General features: G+C 65.4%; 13 protein-coding genes. 3 read left to right on the plus strand and 10 right to left on the minus strand.

The genetic code is table 11. From position 1 onward, the window contains the following. Positions 1 to 47 precede the first annotated feature (47 nt). Positions 48 to 2150 (minus strand): tetratricopeptide repeat-containing protein, encoded by a 2103-nt coding sequence (locus tag LK542_RS09670; protein WP_227811741.1) that lies wholly within the window; start codon positions 2148 to 2150, stop codon positions 48 to 50. A gap of 8 nt (positions 2151 to 2158) precedes the next feature. Further along, positions 2159 to 2767, minus strand: a complete 609-nt coding sequence (locus tag LK542_RS09675) for a toll/interleukin-1 receptor domain-containing protein (RefSeq protein WP_227799015.1) — start codon at positions 2765 to 2767, stop codon at positions 2159 to 2161. Between the two features lie 187 nt (positions 2768 to 2954). Here LK542_RS09675 and LK542_RS09680 point away from each other — a divergent pair, with 187 nt between their 5' ends. Next, positions 2955 to 3929 (plus strand): NADPH:quinone oxidoreductase family protein, encoded by a 975-nt coding sequence (locus tag LK542_RS09680; protein ID WP_227811742.1) that lies wholly within the window; start codon positions 2955 to 2957, stop codon positions 3927 to 3929. Between the two features lie 122 nt (positions 3930 to 4051). Here the strand turns inward: LK542_RS09680 and LK542_RS09685 are convergent, their stop codons facing one another. Further along, a complete protein-coding gene (locus LK542_RS09685; RefSeq protein WP_374040131.1) occupies positions 4052 to 6133 on the minus strand; it encodes an ATP-dependent DNA helicase in 2082 nt (693 codons plus the stop codon). Between the two features lie 24 nt (positions 6134 to 6157). Continuing rightward, positions 6158 to 6358 carry a YdcH family protein gene (locus LK542_RS09690; RefSeq protein WP_027867157.1) on the minus strand — a complete coding sequence of 67 codons (201 nt, stop codon included), beginning with the start codon at positions 6356 to 6358 and terminating at the stop codon, positions 6158 to 6160. 201 nt (positions 6359 to 6559) lie between these two features. Between LK542_RS09690 and LK542_RS09695 the strand changes: the two genes are divergently transcribed. After that, the gene (locus tag LK542_RS09695; protein ID WP_227811743.1) at positions 6560 to 7354 is read left to right on the plus strand and encodes a PP2C family serine/threonine-protein phosphatase; all 795 of its coding nucleotides are present in this window, start codon (positions 6560 to 6562) and stop codon (positions 7352 to 7354) included. 192 nt (positions 7355 to 7546) lie between these two features. On the opposite strand, the gene LK542_RS09700 is transcribed toward LK542_RS09695, so the two are convergent. The 6 genes from LK542_RS09700 to LK542_RS09725 form a co-directional block, all read right to left on the minus strand. After that, complete coding sequence (locus LK542_RS09700; RefSeq protein WP_227811744.1) at positions 7547 to 8236, minus strand: hypothetical protein; 690 nt, start codon at positions 8234 to 8236, stop codon at positions 7547 to 7549. Positions 8237 to 8250: 14 nt separating this feature from the next. Then, a complete protein-coding gene (gene zapE, locus LK542_RS09705) occupies positions 8251 to 9348 on the minus strand; it encodes a cell division protein ZapE (RefSeq protein ID WP_227811745.1) in 1098 nt (365 codons plus the stop codon). 74 nt (positions 9349 to 9422) lie between these two features. Next, on the minus strand, positions 9423 to 10856 hold the full coding sequence (gene lpdA / locus LK542_RS09710; protein WP_227811746.1) for a dihydrolipoyl dehydrogenase: 1434 nt from the start codon (positions 10854 to 10856) through the stop codon (positions 9423 to 9425). A gap of 15 nt (positions 10857 to 10871) precedes the next feature. Beyond that, positions 10872 to 11228 carry a PspC domain-containing protein gene (locus LK542_RS09715; RefSeq protein ID WP_227811747.1) on the minus strand — a complete coding sequence of 119 codons (357 nt, stop codon included), beginning with the start codon at positions 11226 to 11228 and terminating at the stop codon, positions 10872 to 10874. A 79-nt stretch (positions 11229 to 11307) separates the two neighbouring features. Continuing rightward, on the minus strand, positions 11308 to 12558 hold the full coding sequence (gene odhB / locus LK542_RS09720; protein WP_227811748.1) for a 2-oxoglutarate dehydrogenase complex dihydrolipoyllysine-residue succinyltransferase: 1251 nt from the start codon (positions 12556 to 12558) through the stop codon (positions 11308 to 11310). A gap of 72 nt (positions 12559 to 12630) precedes the next feature. Further along, the gene (locus LK542_RS09725) at positions 12631 to 15486 is read right to left on the minus strand and encodes a 2-oxoglutarate dehydrogenase E1 component (RefSeq protein ID WP_227811749.1); all 2856 of its coding nucleotides are present in this window, start codon (positions 15484 to 15486) and stop codon (positions 12631 to 12633) included. 346 nt (positions 15487 to 15832) lie between these two features. Here LK542_RS09725 and LK542_RS09730 point away from each other — a divergent pair, with 346 nt between their 5' ends. Continuing rightward, positions 15833 to 16453, plus strand: a complete 621-nt coding sequence (locus LK542_RS09730) for a PepSY-associated TM helix domain-containing protein (RefSeq protein ID WP_227811750.1) — start codon at positions 15833 to 15835, stop codon at positions 16451 to 16453. Positions 16454 to 16493: the final 40 nt, after the last annotated feature.

Below are 16493 nucleotides of genomic sequence, written 5' to 3' on the forward strand. Positions count from 1 at the left end.
ATTTTTTTATGCCACAGATGGCCCCGTCGGACGTATTTGAATTGCATCTATCGCAACATTGGCGGCCCGTCATGCCCGCTCTGGAACAGCGCTCCCTCCAGAGACGACACCAGGTTCCGGTTGAAGGCCAGCGCCGCGTCCTTGTCCCCTTCCTGCAGGTAGACCTGCTCGATCATCGCGGCGGCGCGCTTGCGTAGCGGATGTGCCACAGTGCGCCACTGCACCGAATGGTGCAGCTTGTCGGCCAGAGCCCGGGCTTCGTGCCGGCTTTCGCGGTCGATCAGGTCCTGCAGCTGGGCGAACTGGTGCTGCAGGCTGTCGAATGCCGGATGGCCGGCATCGAGCTCTGCTTCGCGCACCCGCGCCGGCGCCGCCTGGATGCTGCGTACGGCGGCCATGTCGCCCTGCGCGGCCAGGATCTCGGCCAGGGCTTCGCGCGCGCGCAGGGTCGGCAGGGCAAAGGCGCCGTCGTAGCGCTCGCGGGCGCGCAGCACGCCTTCCAGCAGGCGCCGCGCGTTGCCGAGCTCGCCCATCTCGCCGAGCAGCTGGGCCAGCCGCTGGGCGCAGCGCAGCGTGTCCTCGTGCTCGTTCCCCTGCAGCCGGCGGCGGCCGTCGAGCACGCGGTCGAACAGCACCCGCGCGCGCTCGTTCTCGTGCTGCTCCGACAAGGTGGCGGCCAGGGCTTCGACGCTGTCGAGCGTGGCCGGATGGGCGTCGCCCCACAGCCGCTCGCAGGTAGCCACCACCTGTTCGTGCAGCGCCAGCGCGCGTTCGCCCTCGCGCAGCCGTCCGAGCACGCTCGCCAGGCCGGAGCGTGCCGCCAGCGTGTCGGGGTGTTCCGCGCCGGCGCTGCGCGCGCAGGCCTGGGCCAGCAGCTCGTATTCGTGGCGCGCGTCGTCCAGCTGCCCGCCGGCCAGGTGCAGCGCCGCCAGCAGGCGCAGGGCTGCGCGCGTATCGGAATGGTCTTCGCCCAGCGCCAGGCGCCGCAGCGCCAGGCACTCGCCGAGCAGCTCGGACGCCTCGATATCGCGTCCCTCGTTCCGGCACAGTGCGGCGAGGCGCGCCAGGTGGCCCGCCAGCGCCACGGCCGCGCCCCTGCCCTCCTGGATGCGCGCCAGTGCGATCGCGGTGCGCAGGCGGAACTCGGGCGGCGAGTGCCACGGGAAGTGGCCCTGCGCGAACCAGGACAGCAGGCACGCTGCCGGCCGCGCCAGCGCGCTGGGTCCGGCGATGGCGGCGGCGTCGCACAGCGGCAGCTGGACTTCGTCGAACCAGCTGTCCAGGTGCAGCAGCCTGACCCCGTAGGTGTCGCGCAGCAGGGCTTCAATGCGTCCCTGGTAGCCGGCCAGCCCCTGGCCCGGGTCGCCGCGGCGCCAGCGCTGGCCCGGATCGCTGCGCGCGCCATCGGCGGCGCAGGCGACCGGATACACGAGCAAGGGCCGCTGTTCGTCTTCGTGGGTGCAGCGGTATTCGGTGGCGCGCCTGACCACGCCCTCGAGGCCTTCGAGGCTGCCGGGGGCCGGCGTGAACAGGCCGACCAGGCGGTCGGGAACGAGCGTGGTGCAGGCGCTCACCGCCGCCGAACGCCCGGCGCGGCTGGCCACCAGCACGTGCCGGAAGTGGCGCCCCATGCGGGCTGCGAAGCGGCGCAGCAGCGCCGGGCAGGCATCGAACAGCGCGACCCAGTCGATGCCCGCGGCCCGTTCGGCGTAGCCCTCGTCGAAGCGGCCGGCACGCATCAGGTACAGCGGGCGGCGGCCGTCGACACGCCGCACGTGAGCGCGCCAGTCGACCGCGTCGAGCACCGTGTCGGCAAGCAGGTCGGCAGCAGGCAGGTCGGAAGCAGCGGCGCGCATGCCGCGGCGGCGGCGCAGCTCTTCGCGCAGCGCCGCGACATACTCGGCCAGGCCGGGCGGATCGGCACCCGCGTCTTCATCGGGCTCGGGCGGCTGTTCCAGGTAATGGTGCAGCGCAGGCGATTCGAGGTCCCAGTCGATCACCAGCACCGGCGCCCCGGCCGGGTCGGCGGCCAGCTGCAGCGCCAGCGCGGCCAGCAGGGCGTTGCGGGCGGGGCCGCCTTCGTAGGCGTAGAAGGTCGTCACCTTGCCGGGGCTGTCCAGCGCCGGGAGCATCGTGAGGTTCTCGTCCATGTGACTCCTCATTTTTTTGGAAACGTCAGGCTTGGCACTGCACGCCATTCGGGTGGGACATCGGGAAGCATGAATTGGTTGCAGTCATGACCAGGCGGCGTATGCTTTTTTTGATGCTGGTAATGAGTGGCGATGCGCTTGACCATCTTGTCGATGTCGGGCAGGAACTCGGGGTTGGACTTGAGGTCGGCCGTCGCCATCGTGAAGTGCGAAAAATCGACGTAAAAACTGTTCTCGGTAATTTCGGGAGGCAGGGATTCCGGATGCCGCGTCATGATGACGGGAATGATCAGGTGGCTCGGCAGCGGGTACCAGGCCGCGCGCTCGTGTTCCAGCTGGCGCATGGCCGCGTATTCGCGCCGGGTGTTGGCGTGGGCTTCGTACTTGGGCGTGTAGATCAGGATCATGCAGACGCTCTCGCACATCGCGCGTGCGATCTTGCGGTCGAGGTCATCGCCTCCGCCCAGCTGCTCGGTATCGATAAACAGTTCGTCTTCGTTGTCGAAGTAAGGTTCGAGGTAGCAGCGCAAGGCGTCGGCAAGGGCGGTCTTGAACCGTCGCATCAGGTCGTGCCTGCCATGTGCGTAGCTAAAGAAACACCCGTAACGGATCGCCATTGCCTGTCCCCCATTCCAATGTGCTAAGGCGGATTCCTTTGACTCTAGCTTCACCGACCTCGACCACTTTGCGGATGCACAAGCGTGCTGGCGGACTCGGCAGCATGCCTGAAAGGTAGCGTGGAATGCACCTTCAGGCATAATGCCGCCGGTTATTCAAGGACGTATTCGACGCAAAGGAGAGCAAATGAAGGCCGTACGCTGCAAGGATTGGGGTCCGATCGACAGCCTCGTGATCGAGGACCTGCCCGACCTGGTGCCCGGCAAGGGCGAAGTTGTCGTCGACGTGAAAGCGGCCGGGGTGAACTTCCCGGACGTGCTGACGGTACAGGGCAAATACCAGGTTCGGCCGGAGCTGCCCTTCACGCCCGGTAACGAATTCGCCGGCACCGTGCGCGCCGTCGGCGAGGGCGTGAGCGGCTTTGCACCGGGCCAGTCGGTGATCGGCTTCACGCGCACCGGCGCCTTTGCCGAGCAGGCGATTGCGCCAGCCGACGCCCTGATGCCGATGCCGCCCGGTATGGACTTCGACACGGCCGCCGCCATCACCCTCACCTACGGCACCTCGCACCACGCGGTGGTCGACCGCGCCGCCCTGCAGCCGGGCGAAACCATGCTGGTGCTGGGCGCGGCCGGCGGCGTCGGCCTGGCCGCGATCGAGATCGGCAAGGCCATCGGCGCGCGCGTGATCGCAGCCGCCTCCACCGACGAGAAGCTGGCGATCTGCCAGGCGCACGGGGCCGATGTCGTGATCAACTACGAGAAGGAAGACCTGCGCGAAGCACTCAAGGCGGCGACCGGCGGGCGCGGACCGGACGTCATCTACGACCCGGTCGGCGGCCCGTACAGCGAACCGGCGCTGCGCTCGATCGCCTGGCGCGGCCGGCACCTGGTGGTGGGCTTCGCCGCCGGCGAGATTCCGAAACTGCCCTGGAACCTGATGCTGCTGAAGGGCGCGTCGGTGGTCGGCGTGTTCTGGGGCGACTTCGTGCGCCGCGAACTAAAGGCCAACCTGGCGGCGATGCGGCAGATGCTGGGGTGGATGGCAGAGGGCAAGCTCAAGCCGCTGGTGTCGGGGCGCTATCCGCTGGAGGAGACGGCGCGGGCGCTGAATGACATGGCGGCGCGTAAAGTTACCGGTAAGGTGGTGATCTGCCCGTAGGGTGGGCGGGTCTCCCGCCCACGCGGTGATCGTTATCGGCTCCGCTCGAGCGCTGGATGATCTTGCTGCTGACTATCACCGCGTGGGCGGCGTAGCCGCCCACCCTACGAAACAACGATCAATCAGGCGTTCAAATCCGCCGCGTCCGCCATCGTCCCTGGCTGGAAGAACTCGATCACCTCCGACTGCACACGGGTACGCTTGAACGGCGGCAGACTCTGCCAGATGCGCCTGCCGTAGGGCTTGGTAATGATGCGCGGGTCGCAGATCATCAGCACGCCACGGTCTTCCACGTCGCGGATCAGGCGCCCTGCCCCCTGCTTGAGCGTGATGATCGCTTCCGGCAACTGGTGGTGCATGAAGCCGTTCAGGCCCTGCTTTTCCATCACTTCGATGCGCGCCGCCAGCACCGGGTCGTCCGGCGGGGCGAAGGGCAGCTTGTCGATGATGACGAGCGAGAGCGCGTCACCACGCACGTCCACGCCTTCCCAGAAACTCTGGCTGCCGACCAGCACCGCATTGCCGGCGTTGCGGAAGGAATCGAGTAGCTCGGTACGTCCACGCTCGCCCTGCACGAACAGCGGGAAATCCAGCCCGCGCGCCGCGAACTCTTCGCGCAGGCGCTCGGCCACCTTGTTCACGGCGCGGATCGTCGTGCACAGGAAGAAGGTGCGCCCGCCGGCCGCCTCGATCACCGGCAGGGCCATATCGACGCAGGCGTCGGTGTACTGGAAGGAATTCGGTTCCGGCAAGCCCGTCGGCACGTACAGGATGCCCTGCTCGCCGTAGTTGAACGGGCTCGGCCAGGTCATGGCCGGCTCGCCGGTGAGGCCCATCTGGTCGGAGAAATGCTTGAAGTCGTTCTTCACCGCCAGCGTCGCCGAGGTGAAGATCCAGCTGCGCGGCGTGCCTTCGCGCTGGCCCGAGAAGATCGGTGCGATCGATAGCGGCGTCTTGTGCAGCTGCAGCGAGGAATTGAAGGCCTCGACCCACAGCACGGCGGCATCGTCACCCGCGACGACCTTGCCTTTTTTGCCGTCCGGCTTCCAGGCGTCGAAGGAGGCACTCAGCTCGTGCGCGCGCAGGCGGCAGGCCTCGATCGTCTCCGCGCGCGCAGAATGTTCTTCCAGCACGGTGATCATGCCGGACAGCTCTTCCTTGAGCTTCTCGAGCGCCGGGAAAAACGCCGAGGTTGGCAGGATCTGCGGCAGCGACAGGCGGGTGCCGCCTTCCGGGAAGGTCAGGCGCAGGTCGCGCGCCGCCTTTTCGACTACGGTCACGACCTTGGCCCAATCCGGGCCGCGCGCATGCGCCAGGCCTTCGGCCAGCACGTCGCGGCACAGTTCCAGCACCTGCGAGGTCGAGACCGACTGGCCGAAGAACAGCGTCGCGGTGTCCGGCAGCTGGTGTGCTTCGTCGAAGATGATGGTGTTGGCCGAGGGCAGCAGTTCGGCCACGCCGGTATCCTTCAGCGCCACGTCGGCGAAGAACAGGTGGTGGTTGACCACCACCACATCCGCCTGCTGGGCCTCGCGGCGCGCCTTCATCACGAAGCAGTCCTGGTAGTACTGGCATTCGGCGCCCATGCAGCTGTCGCGCGTGGAGGTGACGAGGTTCCAGACCGTGGCGTTTTCCGGCACCTTGGCCAGCTCGGCCTTGTCGCCCGAGTTGGTCATCTTGATGAAGCGCGAGATCTCGCGCAGGTGGCCGACATCGTCGCGCGAAGTCAGGCGGCCGTTGTTCAGGGTGCGTTCGAGGTGGAAATGGCAGACGTAGTTAGAACGGCCCTTGAGCAGCGCCACCGAGACCGGCGCGCGCAGGGCGGCGCGGATGGTCGGGATGTCGCGCAGGAACAATTGATCCTGCAGGTTCTTGGTACCGGTCGAGATGATGGTCTTGCCGCCCCACAGCAGCGCGGGGACCAGGTAGGCGAAGGTCTTGCCCGTGCCGGTGCCGGCCTCGGCCATGAGGACCTTCTGCTCGGCGATCGCGCCGGCGATGGCCTTGGCCATTTCGGTCTGCGACTGGCGCGGCTTGTAGGTACCGACATTGGGCGCGAGCGGGCCTCCCGCCCCGAACAGGCGGTCGAGCTCTTCGTCGTATTTACCGGCGGGACGGACGCTGGCCGGGAGGACGTCGCCCTGTGGCGGCGACCCCGCCGGCTCGGCGGCGCTGACGCCGGGAACAGGGAGATGGTCAGTCAATTGCTTGTTTCTTTAAAGCCCGGTTCAGGCCGGGATATCGGGCACCAGCTGCATCTTCAGCAGCGTAATATGATCCTTGAGCTGCAGCTTACGCTTTTTCAAACGGCGCAGCTGTAGCTGGTCGGCATGGCCATCGGCGGCCAGCATCGAAATGACGGCATCGAGGTCGCGGTGTTCCACGTCGAGTTCAATGATACGGCGCTGGATGTCCTGGACGTCGGTCATGATTGCTGTTCCAAACAGTTCTGTACAAAGCGTTTGCGGGAGCTCGGGCGATGGCGCCGGCGGCAGACGGTGCGCCGCGGGTTTACCTGGGGCGGCCGGTGTGTTCGGCTTGCAACACAACGGCTTCTCGGTGCATAGTTTAATCTACGCCGAGGTTGCCGCCAACAAAGATTGGCGCAGGCGCTACCGAAATAAAGGTTTATGACAACATACAAGATCGAAGCCGGCACCGCGCAGCACATCGGGAACCGTCCCCAGCAGAACGACCGCGTCGCCCTCCTGACCGGCGCGCGTGCGCCCGGCTACGTGCTGGCCGTGCTGTCGGACGGCATTGCCGGCGCTAGCGGCGCGGACCAGGTGCTGCACACGGCGCGCCAGGTCTTCGACGAATTTAAGCCCGGCGACCATCCCAGCCTGGAACGGATCGGCGAGCTCCTGCGCGAGATCGTCAACGAGACCCACCTGATCATCAAGATGAACGCCGTCGCCACCCAGGTCGAGGCGCACGCCAGCTTCGTCGGGCTGGTCCTGACGCCGCACGGCGAGGCGGTGTGGGCGCATGTGGGCGATTCCAGGCTGTACCGCTTCCAGGACGGCAAGTGCCTCAGCCGCAGCAACGATGCCGCCTATGTGGAGCATCTCGTAGCGACCGACAAATTGCCGGAAGAAGCGGCCAAAAACCACCGCAAGTCCAAACTCCTGCTCAACGTGCTGGGCAACAGCCGCAAGGAACCCTTCGTGACCATCGGCAGCCATGTGGGGCTGGCGCCTGGGGACGGCTTCCTGCTGGCCTCGGATGGCTTGTGGCACTTCTTTACGGACGCGGAACTGGCGGCGGTCACGAGCAAGACAACGCCGCGGCAGGCGTCGGAGATGCTGATCAACAAGGCGGGCGAGCGCTCCCAGGGCAAGGGTGGGAATTGCTCGATGGCGATCGTGAAGCTGGTGAAGGCGGCGCAGGAGGGAATGGCGGGCAAAGTGGGACGGGTGGTCTGAGGACCTGCGACGTCGGCTTTCACCATTAGCAGATGAGCCGTCATGCGCGCCACTGGCGCCCATGACTTCCGGCGTAGGCCGGAATCCAATTTTGCGTGCGTACCACTTACCTGAAGCGTAGGCAGCACTCGACGAACTTGGATCCCGGCCTTCGCCGGGATGACGACTCATCGTGCGGTGGCCGAAATGGAGTTACTTCCCTGCCGCCGCCTTCGCCCTCTTCTCTTCCTCCGCCTTGCGCGCCGCGGCCTTCGCCTCGCGCTCGGCCACGCGCTCCGCGACTTCCTTCTGCTTCTGTTCCGAGCGGCGCTTGCGCTCCTCGAATTCGCGGGCGTTCGCAGCCGCCTTGGCTGCCTCTTCCGGCGCGCGGGCCGCTTCTTCCTTGGCCTTGGCGTTGCGGCGCGCCATGCGGGAGGCGGCCGGCGACGGCTTGGCCGGCGGCAGCGGCGTCACCTCACGCGGGGCGGGCTGCGGCTCGGTGGCCAGGCGGGCTTCCTCGGCCCGGTACTCGGCTTCAGCCGCGGCGATCTCGCGGTCGCGCTCTTCGACCTTGGTGCGGCGTTTGAAGCGCTCGGCTTCGATCTCGATGTTGCGCTGGGCGACCAGTGCCACGCGGCGGCGCTCCCGCGCTTCGTCCAGGCAGTTATTCACAAAGAATTTTTCGTAGCAGACCGCTTCACGTTCGGCATAGCGCGCCTCGATGGCGGCGCGTTCGGCCGCGACCGCGGACAGGCGCTGGTCGGCCTGGGCGACGGAGGTGGTCGGGTCGACCGCTTCCACCGACGGGCCCGGCTCTACGCTGGCGCAGGCCGTCAGGGCTGCGGCGATCACGGCTGCCGCGAAGGCGCTGCCAGCTGCGCGGAATACTGGGTGACTGCTCATGGTTTCCTTTCGGTTCAGGCGATGGCGTCGGCCGCACCGCGGCGCTCGGCGAGCATGTACTCGCGCGACTGCATTTCAATGATACGCGAGACAGTGCGGTGGAATTCGTTCGCTAGCATACCCTTGGTGTACAGCTCTTCCGGCTCCACTGCCGCCGACATGATCAGCTTGACCTTGTGGTCGTAGAACACGTCGACCAGCCAGGTGAAGCGGCGTGCTTCCGAGGACTGCCCCGCCGACATGGCCGGAATGCCCGACAGGATCACCGTGTGGAAGCGTGACGCCAGTTCCAGGTAGTCGTTCTGGGAACGCGGGCCGCCGCACAGGGTCGCGAAGTCGAACCAGATCACGCCGCCGGCGCGGCGCAGCGCGCGGATCTCGCGGTTCTCGATGTGGACGATCGGGCTTTCGTCGGCCGTATCGGCCACCTTGGCGTAGGTTTCGCGCAGCTTCTGGTCGGAAGCGGCGTTCAGCGGCATGTAGTAGGCCTGCACCTGCTCGAGCGCGCGCTTGCGGTAGTCGTTGCCGGCATCGACGTTGAGGATGTCGAGCTTTTCCTGCAGCAGCGCGATGGTCGGCAGCATGCGGTCGCGGTGCAGCCCGTCCGGGTACAGCGTGGACGGCTCGTAGTTCGAGGTCATCACGAAGGAGACGCCGTTGTCGAACAGGGCCTTGAGCAGGTTATACAGGATCATCGCGTCGGCGATGTCCGAGACGTGGAATTCGTCGAAGCAGATCAGGCGGTATTTCTTGGCGATGCGCTTGGCCACCTCATCGAGCGGGTCGGCCACGCCTTTCAGCTCGTCCAGCTGGCCGTGCACGGCACGCATGAACTCGTGGAAGTGCAGGCGCGTCTTGCGCACCACCGGCACCACCGAATAGAAGGAGTCCATCAGGAAGGACTTGCCGCGCCCCACCCCGCCCCACATGTACACGCCCTTCGGCACGTCAGGGCGGTTGATGAGGCGCTTGAAAGCGGACGACCGCTGGGCCTTGTAATGGACCCAGTCGTCGTACGCCTGCTGGAGACGGTCCACCGCGGCTTGCTGGGCCGGGTCGGACTGGAAGCCGCGCTCGGTCAGCGCGTGTTGATAGTACTCTTGAACGTTCATGATGAGGCAGTGTTAACGTAGGGTGGGCGGGGAACCCGCCCACCCTACCAAGGCGCGGTGGCGCCTCTGTTGCTTTAGAAGTTCAGCGAACGCTTGTCCACCGCCAGCGCCGCTTCCTTCACGGCTTCCGACAGCGACGGGTGCGCGTGGCAGATGCGGGCGATGTCTTCCGACGAGGCCTTGAACTCCATCGCGACGACGGCTTCCGAGATCAGCTCGGAGGCCACCGGGCCGACGATGTGCACGCCCAGGATTTCATCGGTGGTCGCATCGGCCAGGAATTTCACCATGCCCGAGGTATCGCCCAGCGCGCGTGCACGGCCGTTGGCCATGAACGGGAAGGTGCCGGCCTTGTACGACACGCCTTCGGCCTTCAGCTGCTGCTCGGTCTTGCCGACCCAGGCGATTTCCGGCGAGGTGTAGATGACCCAGGGGATGGTGTTGAAGTTGACGTGGCCGTGCTGGCCGGCGATGCGCTCGGCAACCGCGACGCCCTCTTCTTCCGCCTTGTGCGCCAGCATCGGGCCGCGCACGACGTCGCCCACCGCCCACACGCCCGGCAGGCTGGTACGGCACTCGTCGTCCACGACCACGAAGCCGCGCTCGTCCAGCTGCACGCCGACGGTCTCGATACCGAGGCCGGTGGTGTTCGGCACGCGGCCGATCGAGATGATCAGGCGGTCGAAGGTGGCCTTCTGCTCGGCGCCGGTGCTGTCCGCGTATTCCACGGTGACGTCGTTCGCACCCTTGGTGATCTTGCCGATCTTGCAGCCCAGGTTGATCTTCAGGCCCTGCTTGGTGAACAGCTTGTGCGCTTCCTTGGCGATCTGCTCGTCGACCGCGCCCAGGAAGGTCGGCAGACCTTCCAGCACGGTGACGTCCGCGCCCACGCGGCGCCACACCGAGCCCATTTCCAGGCCGATGACGCCGGCGCCGATCACGCCCAGCTTGCCCGGGACCGCGTCGATCGCCAGTGCGCCTTCGTTCGACAGGATCAGCTTCTCGTCGAATTCCGCGCCCGGCAGCTGGCGCGCGTTCGAACCGGTCGCGATGACCACGTTCTTGGCGCTCAGGGTGTCGGTGGTCTGGCCGCTGACATTGATGGTGTAGCCGCCATCGGTTTTGCCGGCGAAGGAACCGTGGCCGTGGAAGAAGGTGACCTTGTTCTTCTTGAACAGGAACAGGATGCCGTCGTTATTCTGCTTGACGATGGTGTCCTTGCGCTTGAGCATGGTCGGCAGGTCGAGTTCCAGGCCGCCAACCTTGATGCCGTGGTCGGCAAAGGCGTGGCCGGCGTGCTCGAAGTGTTCCGACGACTGCAGCAGCGCTTTCGACGGGATGCAGCCGACGTTGGTGCAGGTGCCGCCCGGAGCCGGCTTGCCGGCTGCGTTGCTCCATGCGTCGATGCAGGCGGTCTTGAAGCCCAGCTGCGCTGCGCGGATGGCGGCGATGTAGCCGCCGGGGCCGCCGCCGATCACGACGACGTCAAATTGTTTCTCGTTACTCATGAGTAGCTTCCTTATTTATTCTTCTGGGACAAAGATCCACAGGGCCAGATAGGCCAGGGCTCCGATACCGGTCGTCACCAGGGTAAGCAGGACGAACACAAGGCGCCAGGCATAGATGTCCATGCCGAAGGCCGAACTCAGGGCGCCGCAGACACCGGCCAGCCAGCGATCCCGGCGCGGGCGGCGCATGGTGCGGAACTTGGCCTCGATGCTGCCGGGCGGCGGGCCGAAACCGGTACCCGCGCCGCCATCCTTGTCCAGGTTGATCCGTTCGCTGGCCAGGACCTTCGCCTTGGCCTGTTCGAATTCGGCGTCCGTCAGGGCGCCGGCCTGGTGCAGTTCATGCAAACGCCGGATTTCATCGGAGATCATGGCGGTCCTCACTGGTGGTCTGCTGTGTCAGCGGACATGCCCCGCAAGGCATGTCCGCACTGCACCGCTGTGCCCTCGATTACAGGTCGAGCAGCAGGCGGGCCGGATCTTCCAGCGCGTCCTTCATGGCCACCAGGCCCAGCACGGCTTCGCGGCCGTCGATGATGCGGTGGTCGTAGGACATTGCCAGGTAGTTCATCGGACGGATCACGATCTGGCCGTTTTCCACCACGGCGCGGTCCTTGGTCGCGTGCACGCCCAGGATTGCCGACTGCGGCGGGTTGATGATCGGGGTCGACAGCATCGAACCGAACACACCGCCGTTCGAGATCGAGAAGGTACCGCCCGACAGGTCGTCCAGGGTCAGCTTGCCGTCTTTTGCCTTCTGGCCGAATTCACCGATCTTCTTCTCGATCTCGGCGATCGACAGCTGGTCGGCGTTGCGCAGGATCGGCACCACCAGGCCGCGCGGCGAACCGACGGCGATACCGATGTCGAAGTAGCCGTGGTAGACGATGTCGTTACCGTCGACCGAGGCGTTCAGGATCGGGTACTTCTTCAGTGCGGCAACAGCGGCCTTGACGAAGAAGGACATGAAGCCCAGCTTGACGCCGTGCTCTTTCTCGAACTTGTCCTTGTACTTGTTGCGCAGTTCCATGACCGGCGCCATGTTCACCTCGTTGAAGGTGGTCAGGATGGCGTTGGTCTGTTGCGACTGCAGCAGGCGCTCGGCGATACGGGCGCGCAGGCGGCTCATCGGCACGCGCTCTTCCGGACGGTCGCCCAGGCTGGCGATCGGTGCGGCGACCGGCTGCAGGGCCGGCTTCGCGGCCGGTGCCGGGGCAGCTGCTGCGGCAGGCTTGTTGGCGACTGCGGCCAGGGCGTCGCCCTTGGTCACGCGGCCGTCGCGGCCGGTGCCGGTGGCGTCGGCGGCGCTCATGTTGTTGTCGGCCAGGATCTTGGCGGCGGCCGGCATGGCGACGTCGCCTTTCGAACCGGTTGCGGCAGCAGCCGGGGCGGCTTCGATCGGCGCGTTCGGGGCAGCCGACGGGATCGGCTTCACTGCCACCGGGCTAGTCTGTGCCGAAGCTTCGGTATCGACGATGGCGATGACTTCGCCGGACACGACGGTCGCGCCGTCGGCCTTCAGCAGCTGGACGATCACGCCTTCGCTCGGGGCCGGCAGTTCCAGGACCACCTTGTCGGTCTCGATGTCGATCATGTTCTCGTCGCGCGAGACTTTCTCGCCGACTTTCTTGTGCCAGGACAGCAGGGTTGCTTCAGCAACCGATTCCGACAGTTGGGGGACCTTGACTTCGATTTGTGCCATTTGATGTAGCTCCGTTTTATATATTCTGTATGCAAAGGCCCCCGGGCTTGCTGGCGCCGGGGGCAGCGGTGATTACTTGGTCAGGATGAAGCCCTTCAGCTTCGAGAACGCGGTTTCCAGCAGTTCCTTCTGCTGCGCCACGTGCTTGTCGGCATAGCCGACCGCAGGCGACGAAGAAGCCGGGCGGCCTGCGTAAGCCAGGCGCTGGCCGTCTTCCATGCTTTCGAAGACGTTGTGCTGGATCTGGAACCACGGACCCTGGTTCTGCGGCTCGTCCTGCACCCACACCACTTCGGTCGCGTTCGGATACTTCTTCAGTTCGGCGGCGAAGGACTTGTGCGGGAACGGGTACATCTGTTCGATACGGACGATGGCGACATCGCTCACGCCGCGGGTCTTGCGGGCGGCGACCAGGTCGTAGTAGACCTTGCCCGAGCAGACCTGCACGCGCTTGACCTTCGACGCTTCGATCTTCTCGTCCACTTCGCCGATGACGGTCTGGAAACCGCCCTTGGCCAGGTCGGTCAGCGGCGAGCCGGCGTCCTTGTTACGCAGCAGCGACTTCGGCGTGAAGATCACCAGCGGCTTGCGGAACTGGCGCACCATCTGGCGGCGCAGCAGGTGGAAGATCTGGGCGGCCGTGGTCGGCTGCACCACTTGCATGTTGTTGTCGGCACACAGTTGCAGGAAGCGCTCGATACGGGCCGACGAGTGCTCCGGACCCTGGCCTTCATAGCCGTGCGGCAGCATCATGGTCAGGCCCGAAGCGCGGCCCCACTTCACTTCGCCCGAGGCGATGAACTGGTCGATGACGACCTGGGCGCCGTTGACGAAGTCGCCGAACTGGGCTTCCCAGATGGTGAGCGTATTCGGTTCGGCGGTCGAGTAGCCGTACTCGAAACCGAGCACCGCTTCTTCCGACAGCACCGAGTCGATCACGGTGAAGTTGGCCTGGTTGTCCGAGACATTGGCCAGCGGCAGGTAGATGCCCTGGTCCCAGCGCTCGCGGTTCTGGTCGTGCAGCACGGCGTGGCGGTGGACAAAAGTACCGCGGCCGGCGTCCTGGCCCGACAGGCGCACTGCGTAGCCCGAGGACAGCAGCGACGCGAAGGCCAGGTGTTCGCCCATGCCCCAGTCGAGGTTCATTTCGCCCTTGCCCATGGTGGCGCGGTCGTTCAGGACCTTCTCGACCAGCGAGTGCGGCTTGAAGCCTTCCGGCACCTTGGTGATGCGTTCGGCCAGGCGCTTCAGTTCGGTCATCGGCACGGCGGTGTCGGCGGCGTCGGTCCACTTCTTGTTCAGGAACGGCGCCCAGTCGACGGCGTACTTGTTCTTGAAGTTGGTCAGCACCGGATCCACGGTGTGCTTGCCGGCGTCCATCGCATTGCGGAATTCGGCGACCAGCTGGTCACCGGTTTCCGGCGGCACGGTGCCCTGCGCAGCCAGCTTCTCCGCGTACAGCTTGCGGGTGCCCGGGTGCTTGGCGATCTTCTTGTACATCAGCGGCTGGGTCAGCGCCGGGGTGTCCTGCTCGTTGTGGCCGAGTTTGCGGTAGCAGACGATGTCCACGACCACGTCCTTGCCGAACTCGGTGCGGTAGTCCATCGCGATCTGCGAGGCCAGCACGACCGCTTCCGGATCGTCGGCGTTCACGTGCAGCACCGGTGCTTCGATCATCTTGACGACGTCCGAGCAGTAGATGGTCGAACGGGCGTCGCGCGGGTCCGAGGTGGTGAAGCCGATCTGGTTGTTGATGACGATGTGAACGGTACCGCCGGTGCCGTAGCCGCGGGTCTGGGCCAGGTTCAGGGTTTCCATGACCACGCCCTGGCCGGCGAATGCGGCGTCGCCGTGCACCAGGATCGGCAGCACTTCCTTGCCCTTGCGGTCGCCGCGGCGTTCCATGCGCGCCTTGACCGAACCTTCGACCACCGGGTTCACGATTTCCAGGTGCGAAGGGTTGAAGGCCAGCGACAGGTGGACCGGGCCGCCCGGGGTCGAGATGTCGCTCGAAAAGCCCTGGTGGTATTTCACGTCGCCTGCCGGCAGGTCGTCGGCGTGCTTGCCTTCGAATTCTTCGAACAGGTCGGCCGGGCTCTTGCCCAGGGTGTTGACCAGCACGTTCAGGCGGCCGCGGTGGGCCATGCCGATGACGATTTCCTGCACGCCCTTTTCACCGGCGCGCTGGATGACTTCGTCGATCGAGGCGATGAAGGATTCGCCGCCTTCCAGCGAGAAGCGCTTGGCGCCGACGTACTTGGTATGGAGGTAGCGCTCCAGGCCTTCGGCCGCGGTCAGGCGCTCGAGGATGTGCTTTTTCTTTTCGCCGGAGAAGGTCGGGGTCGAGCGGATCGACTCCAGGCGTTCCTGCAGCCAGCGCTTTTCGGTCGGATCGCTGATGTACATGAACTCGGCGCCGATCGAACGGCAGTAAGTGTCACGCAGCCAGTTCAGGATGTCGCGCAGCGGCGCGGTTTCCTTGCCGAAGTAGGTATTGCTGATGTTGAAGACGGTGTCCAGGTCCGCTTCGGTGAAGCCGTAGAAGCTCGGGTCGAGTTCCGGCAGGGGCGGACGTTCCTGGCGCTGCAGCGGGTCCAGGTTGGCCCAGCGCGAACCGAGGTAGCGGTAGGCGGCGATCAGCTGGGTGACGGCGACGCGCTTGCGGCCCAGTTCCGGGTCCTGGTTGGCGGTGACGGTGCGGATCGGGCCCTGCTTGGCGCGTTCCGCGAACGAGGCGACCACCGAGGAGTGCACCACGTCGGGGCGGCTGGAGCCGTCCACCGCTGGCACGTGCTGCATCTGGTCGAAGTAAGCGCGCCAGTTCTCCGGGACCGAACCCGGATTGTTCAGGTAGGCTTCATACAACTCTTCCACGTACGGCGCATTACCACCGAACAGGTACGAGTTCGCTGTTTGTTGCTGCATCATTCTTGCTCACCTTTCTTCGCGCTTCGCGAGTTTGGGGCGGGTTCAGGTAACCTTCCGCGACACGGCCTGACCGGTTAGCGGATCGCACTTACTACTCAAGTTGTGGGGGAAGGACGAATTCTGTTACTACAAAGGCATGCCTTCAGGCAACTAATCTGCCTTTTAGCGCACAATATTGTAACGCAAGCGACTACGTCAAGCAGAGCTTGGGCCGACAAATTATTTATTTCTATTTGTAAATCCACCTTGTACGGTTGACCACGTAAATGATAATCGTTATCATTTGAGGATGAGCTCAACCGGACCGACCACTTCTGCCCCAGCGAAACTGCCTGCCGCCCCGGCTATGCCAGGGCCCCGCCGCGCTGTCTACCTGAAGCAACTGCACCAGTGGCACTGGATCAGCTCCGCCATCTGCCTGATGGCCATGCTGCTGTTCAGCTTTACCGGATTCACCCTCAACCACGCGGCCGAGATCGAAGCCAAGCCGGAAGTCACGCGCCTGAAAGCCACGCTGCCGGCGCCGCTGCGCGCCCAGCTGGAGAAATACGCCGCGGAGCACGCGGACGCCGAAGTGCCGCTGCCGAGCGAGGTCGCGGACTGGGCCAACGCCTCCTTCCCGGTCGACGTGCGCGGGAAACGCGCCGAGTTTTCCGAAGAAGACGCCTACATCGCCCTGCCCCGCCCCGGCGGCGACGCCTGGCTGCGCATCGCGGTCGACGGCGGCGCCGAATACGAAGCCACTTCGCGCGGCTGGATCTCCTGGCTCAACGACATGCACAAGGGCCGCAACACGGGCGCCGTGTGGAGCTGGTTCATCGACGTCTTCGCGATCGCCTGTGTTGTTTTTTGCGTCACCGGCTTCCTGATCCTGAAATACCACGCGGCCAACCGGCCCTCGACCTGGCCGGTGATCGGCTTCGGCATCGTGCTGCCGGCCGTGATCGCCCTGCTGTTCGTTCATTGACGATTTATTAGATTAGCAAATAATTTCACTCTATATATAA

The sequence above is a fragment of the Massilia sp. IC2-477 genome (assembly GCF_020707265.1).
GTDB lineage: Bacteria > Pseudomonadota > Gammaproteobacteria > Burkholderiales > Burkholderiaceae_D > Telluria.

Excerpts from the sequence above, each read along its gene's own strand:
- LK542_RS09670 (WP_227811741.1), bottom strand. The coding sequence starts at position 2,150 with ATGGACGAGAACCTCACGATGCTCCCGGCGCTGGACAGCCCCGGCAAG.
- LK542_RS09675 (WP_227799015.1), bottom strand. The coding sequence starts at position 2,767 with ATGGCGATCCGTTACGGGTGTTTCTTTAGCTACGCACATGGCAGGCAC.
- LK542_RS09680 (WP_227811742.1), top strand. The coding sequence starts at position 2,955 with ATGAAGGCCGTACGCTGCAAGGATTGGGGTCCGATCGACAGCCTCGTG.
- LK542_RS09690 (WP_027867157.1), bottom strand. The coding sequence starts at position 6,358 with ATGACCGACGTCCAGGACATCCAGCGCCGTATCATTGAACTCGACGTG.
- LK542_RS09695 (WP_227811743.1), top strand. The coding sequence starts at position 6,560 with ATGACAACATACAAGATCGAAGCCGGCACCGCGCAGCACATCGGGAAC.
- LK542_RS09700 (WP_227811744.1), bottom strand. The coding sequence starts at position 8,236 with ATGAGCAGTCACCCAGTATTCCGCGCAGCTGGCAGCGCCTTCGCGGCA.
- zapE (WP_227811745.1), bottom strand. The coding sequence starts at position 9,348 with ATGAACGTTCAAGAGTACTATCAACACGCGCTGACCGAGCGCGGCTTC.
- lpdA (WP_227811746.1), bottom strand. The coding sequence starts at position 10,856 with ATGAGTAACGAGAAACAATTTGACGTCGTCGTGATCGGCGGCGGCCCC.
- LK542_RS09715 (WP_227811747.1), bottom strand. The coding sequence starts at position 11,228 with ATGATCTCCGATGAAATCCGGCGTTTGCATGAACTGCACCAGGCCGGC.
- odhB (WP_227811748.1), bottom strand. The coding sequence starts at position 12,558 with ATGGCACAAATCGAAGTCAAGGTCCCCCAACTGTCGGAATCGGTTGCT.
- LK542_RS09725 (WP_227811749.1), bottom strand. The coding sequence starts at position 15,486 with ATGATGCAGCAACAAACAGCGAACTCGTACCTGTTCGGTGGTAATGCG.
- LK542_RS09730 (WP_227811750.1), top strand. The coding sequence starts at position 15,833 with ATGCCAGGGCCCCGCCGCGCTGTCTACCTGAAGCAACTGCACCAGTGG.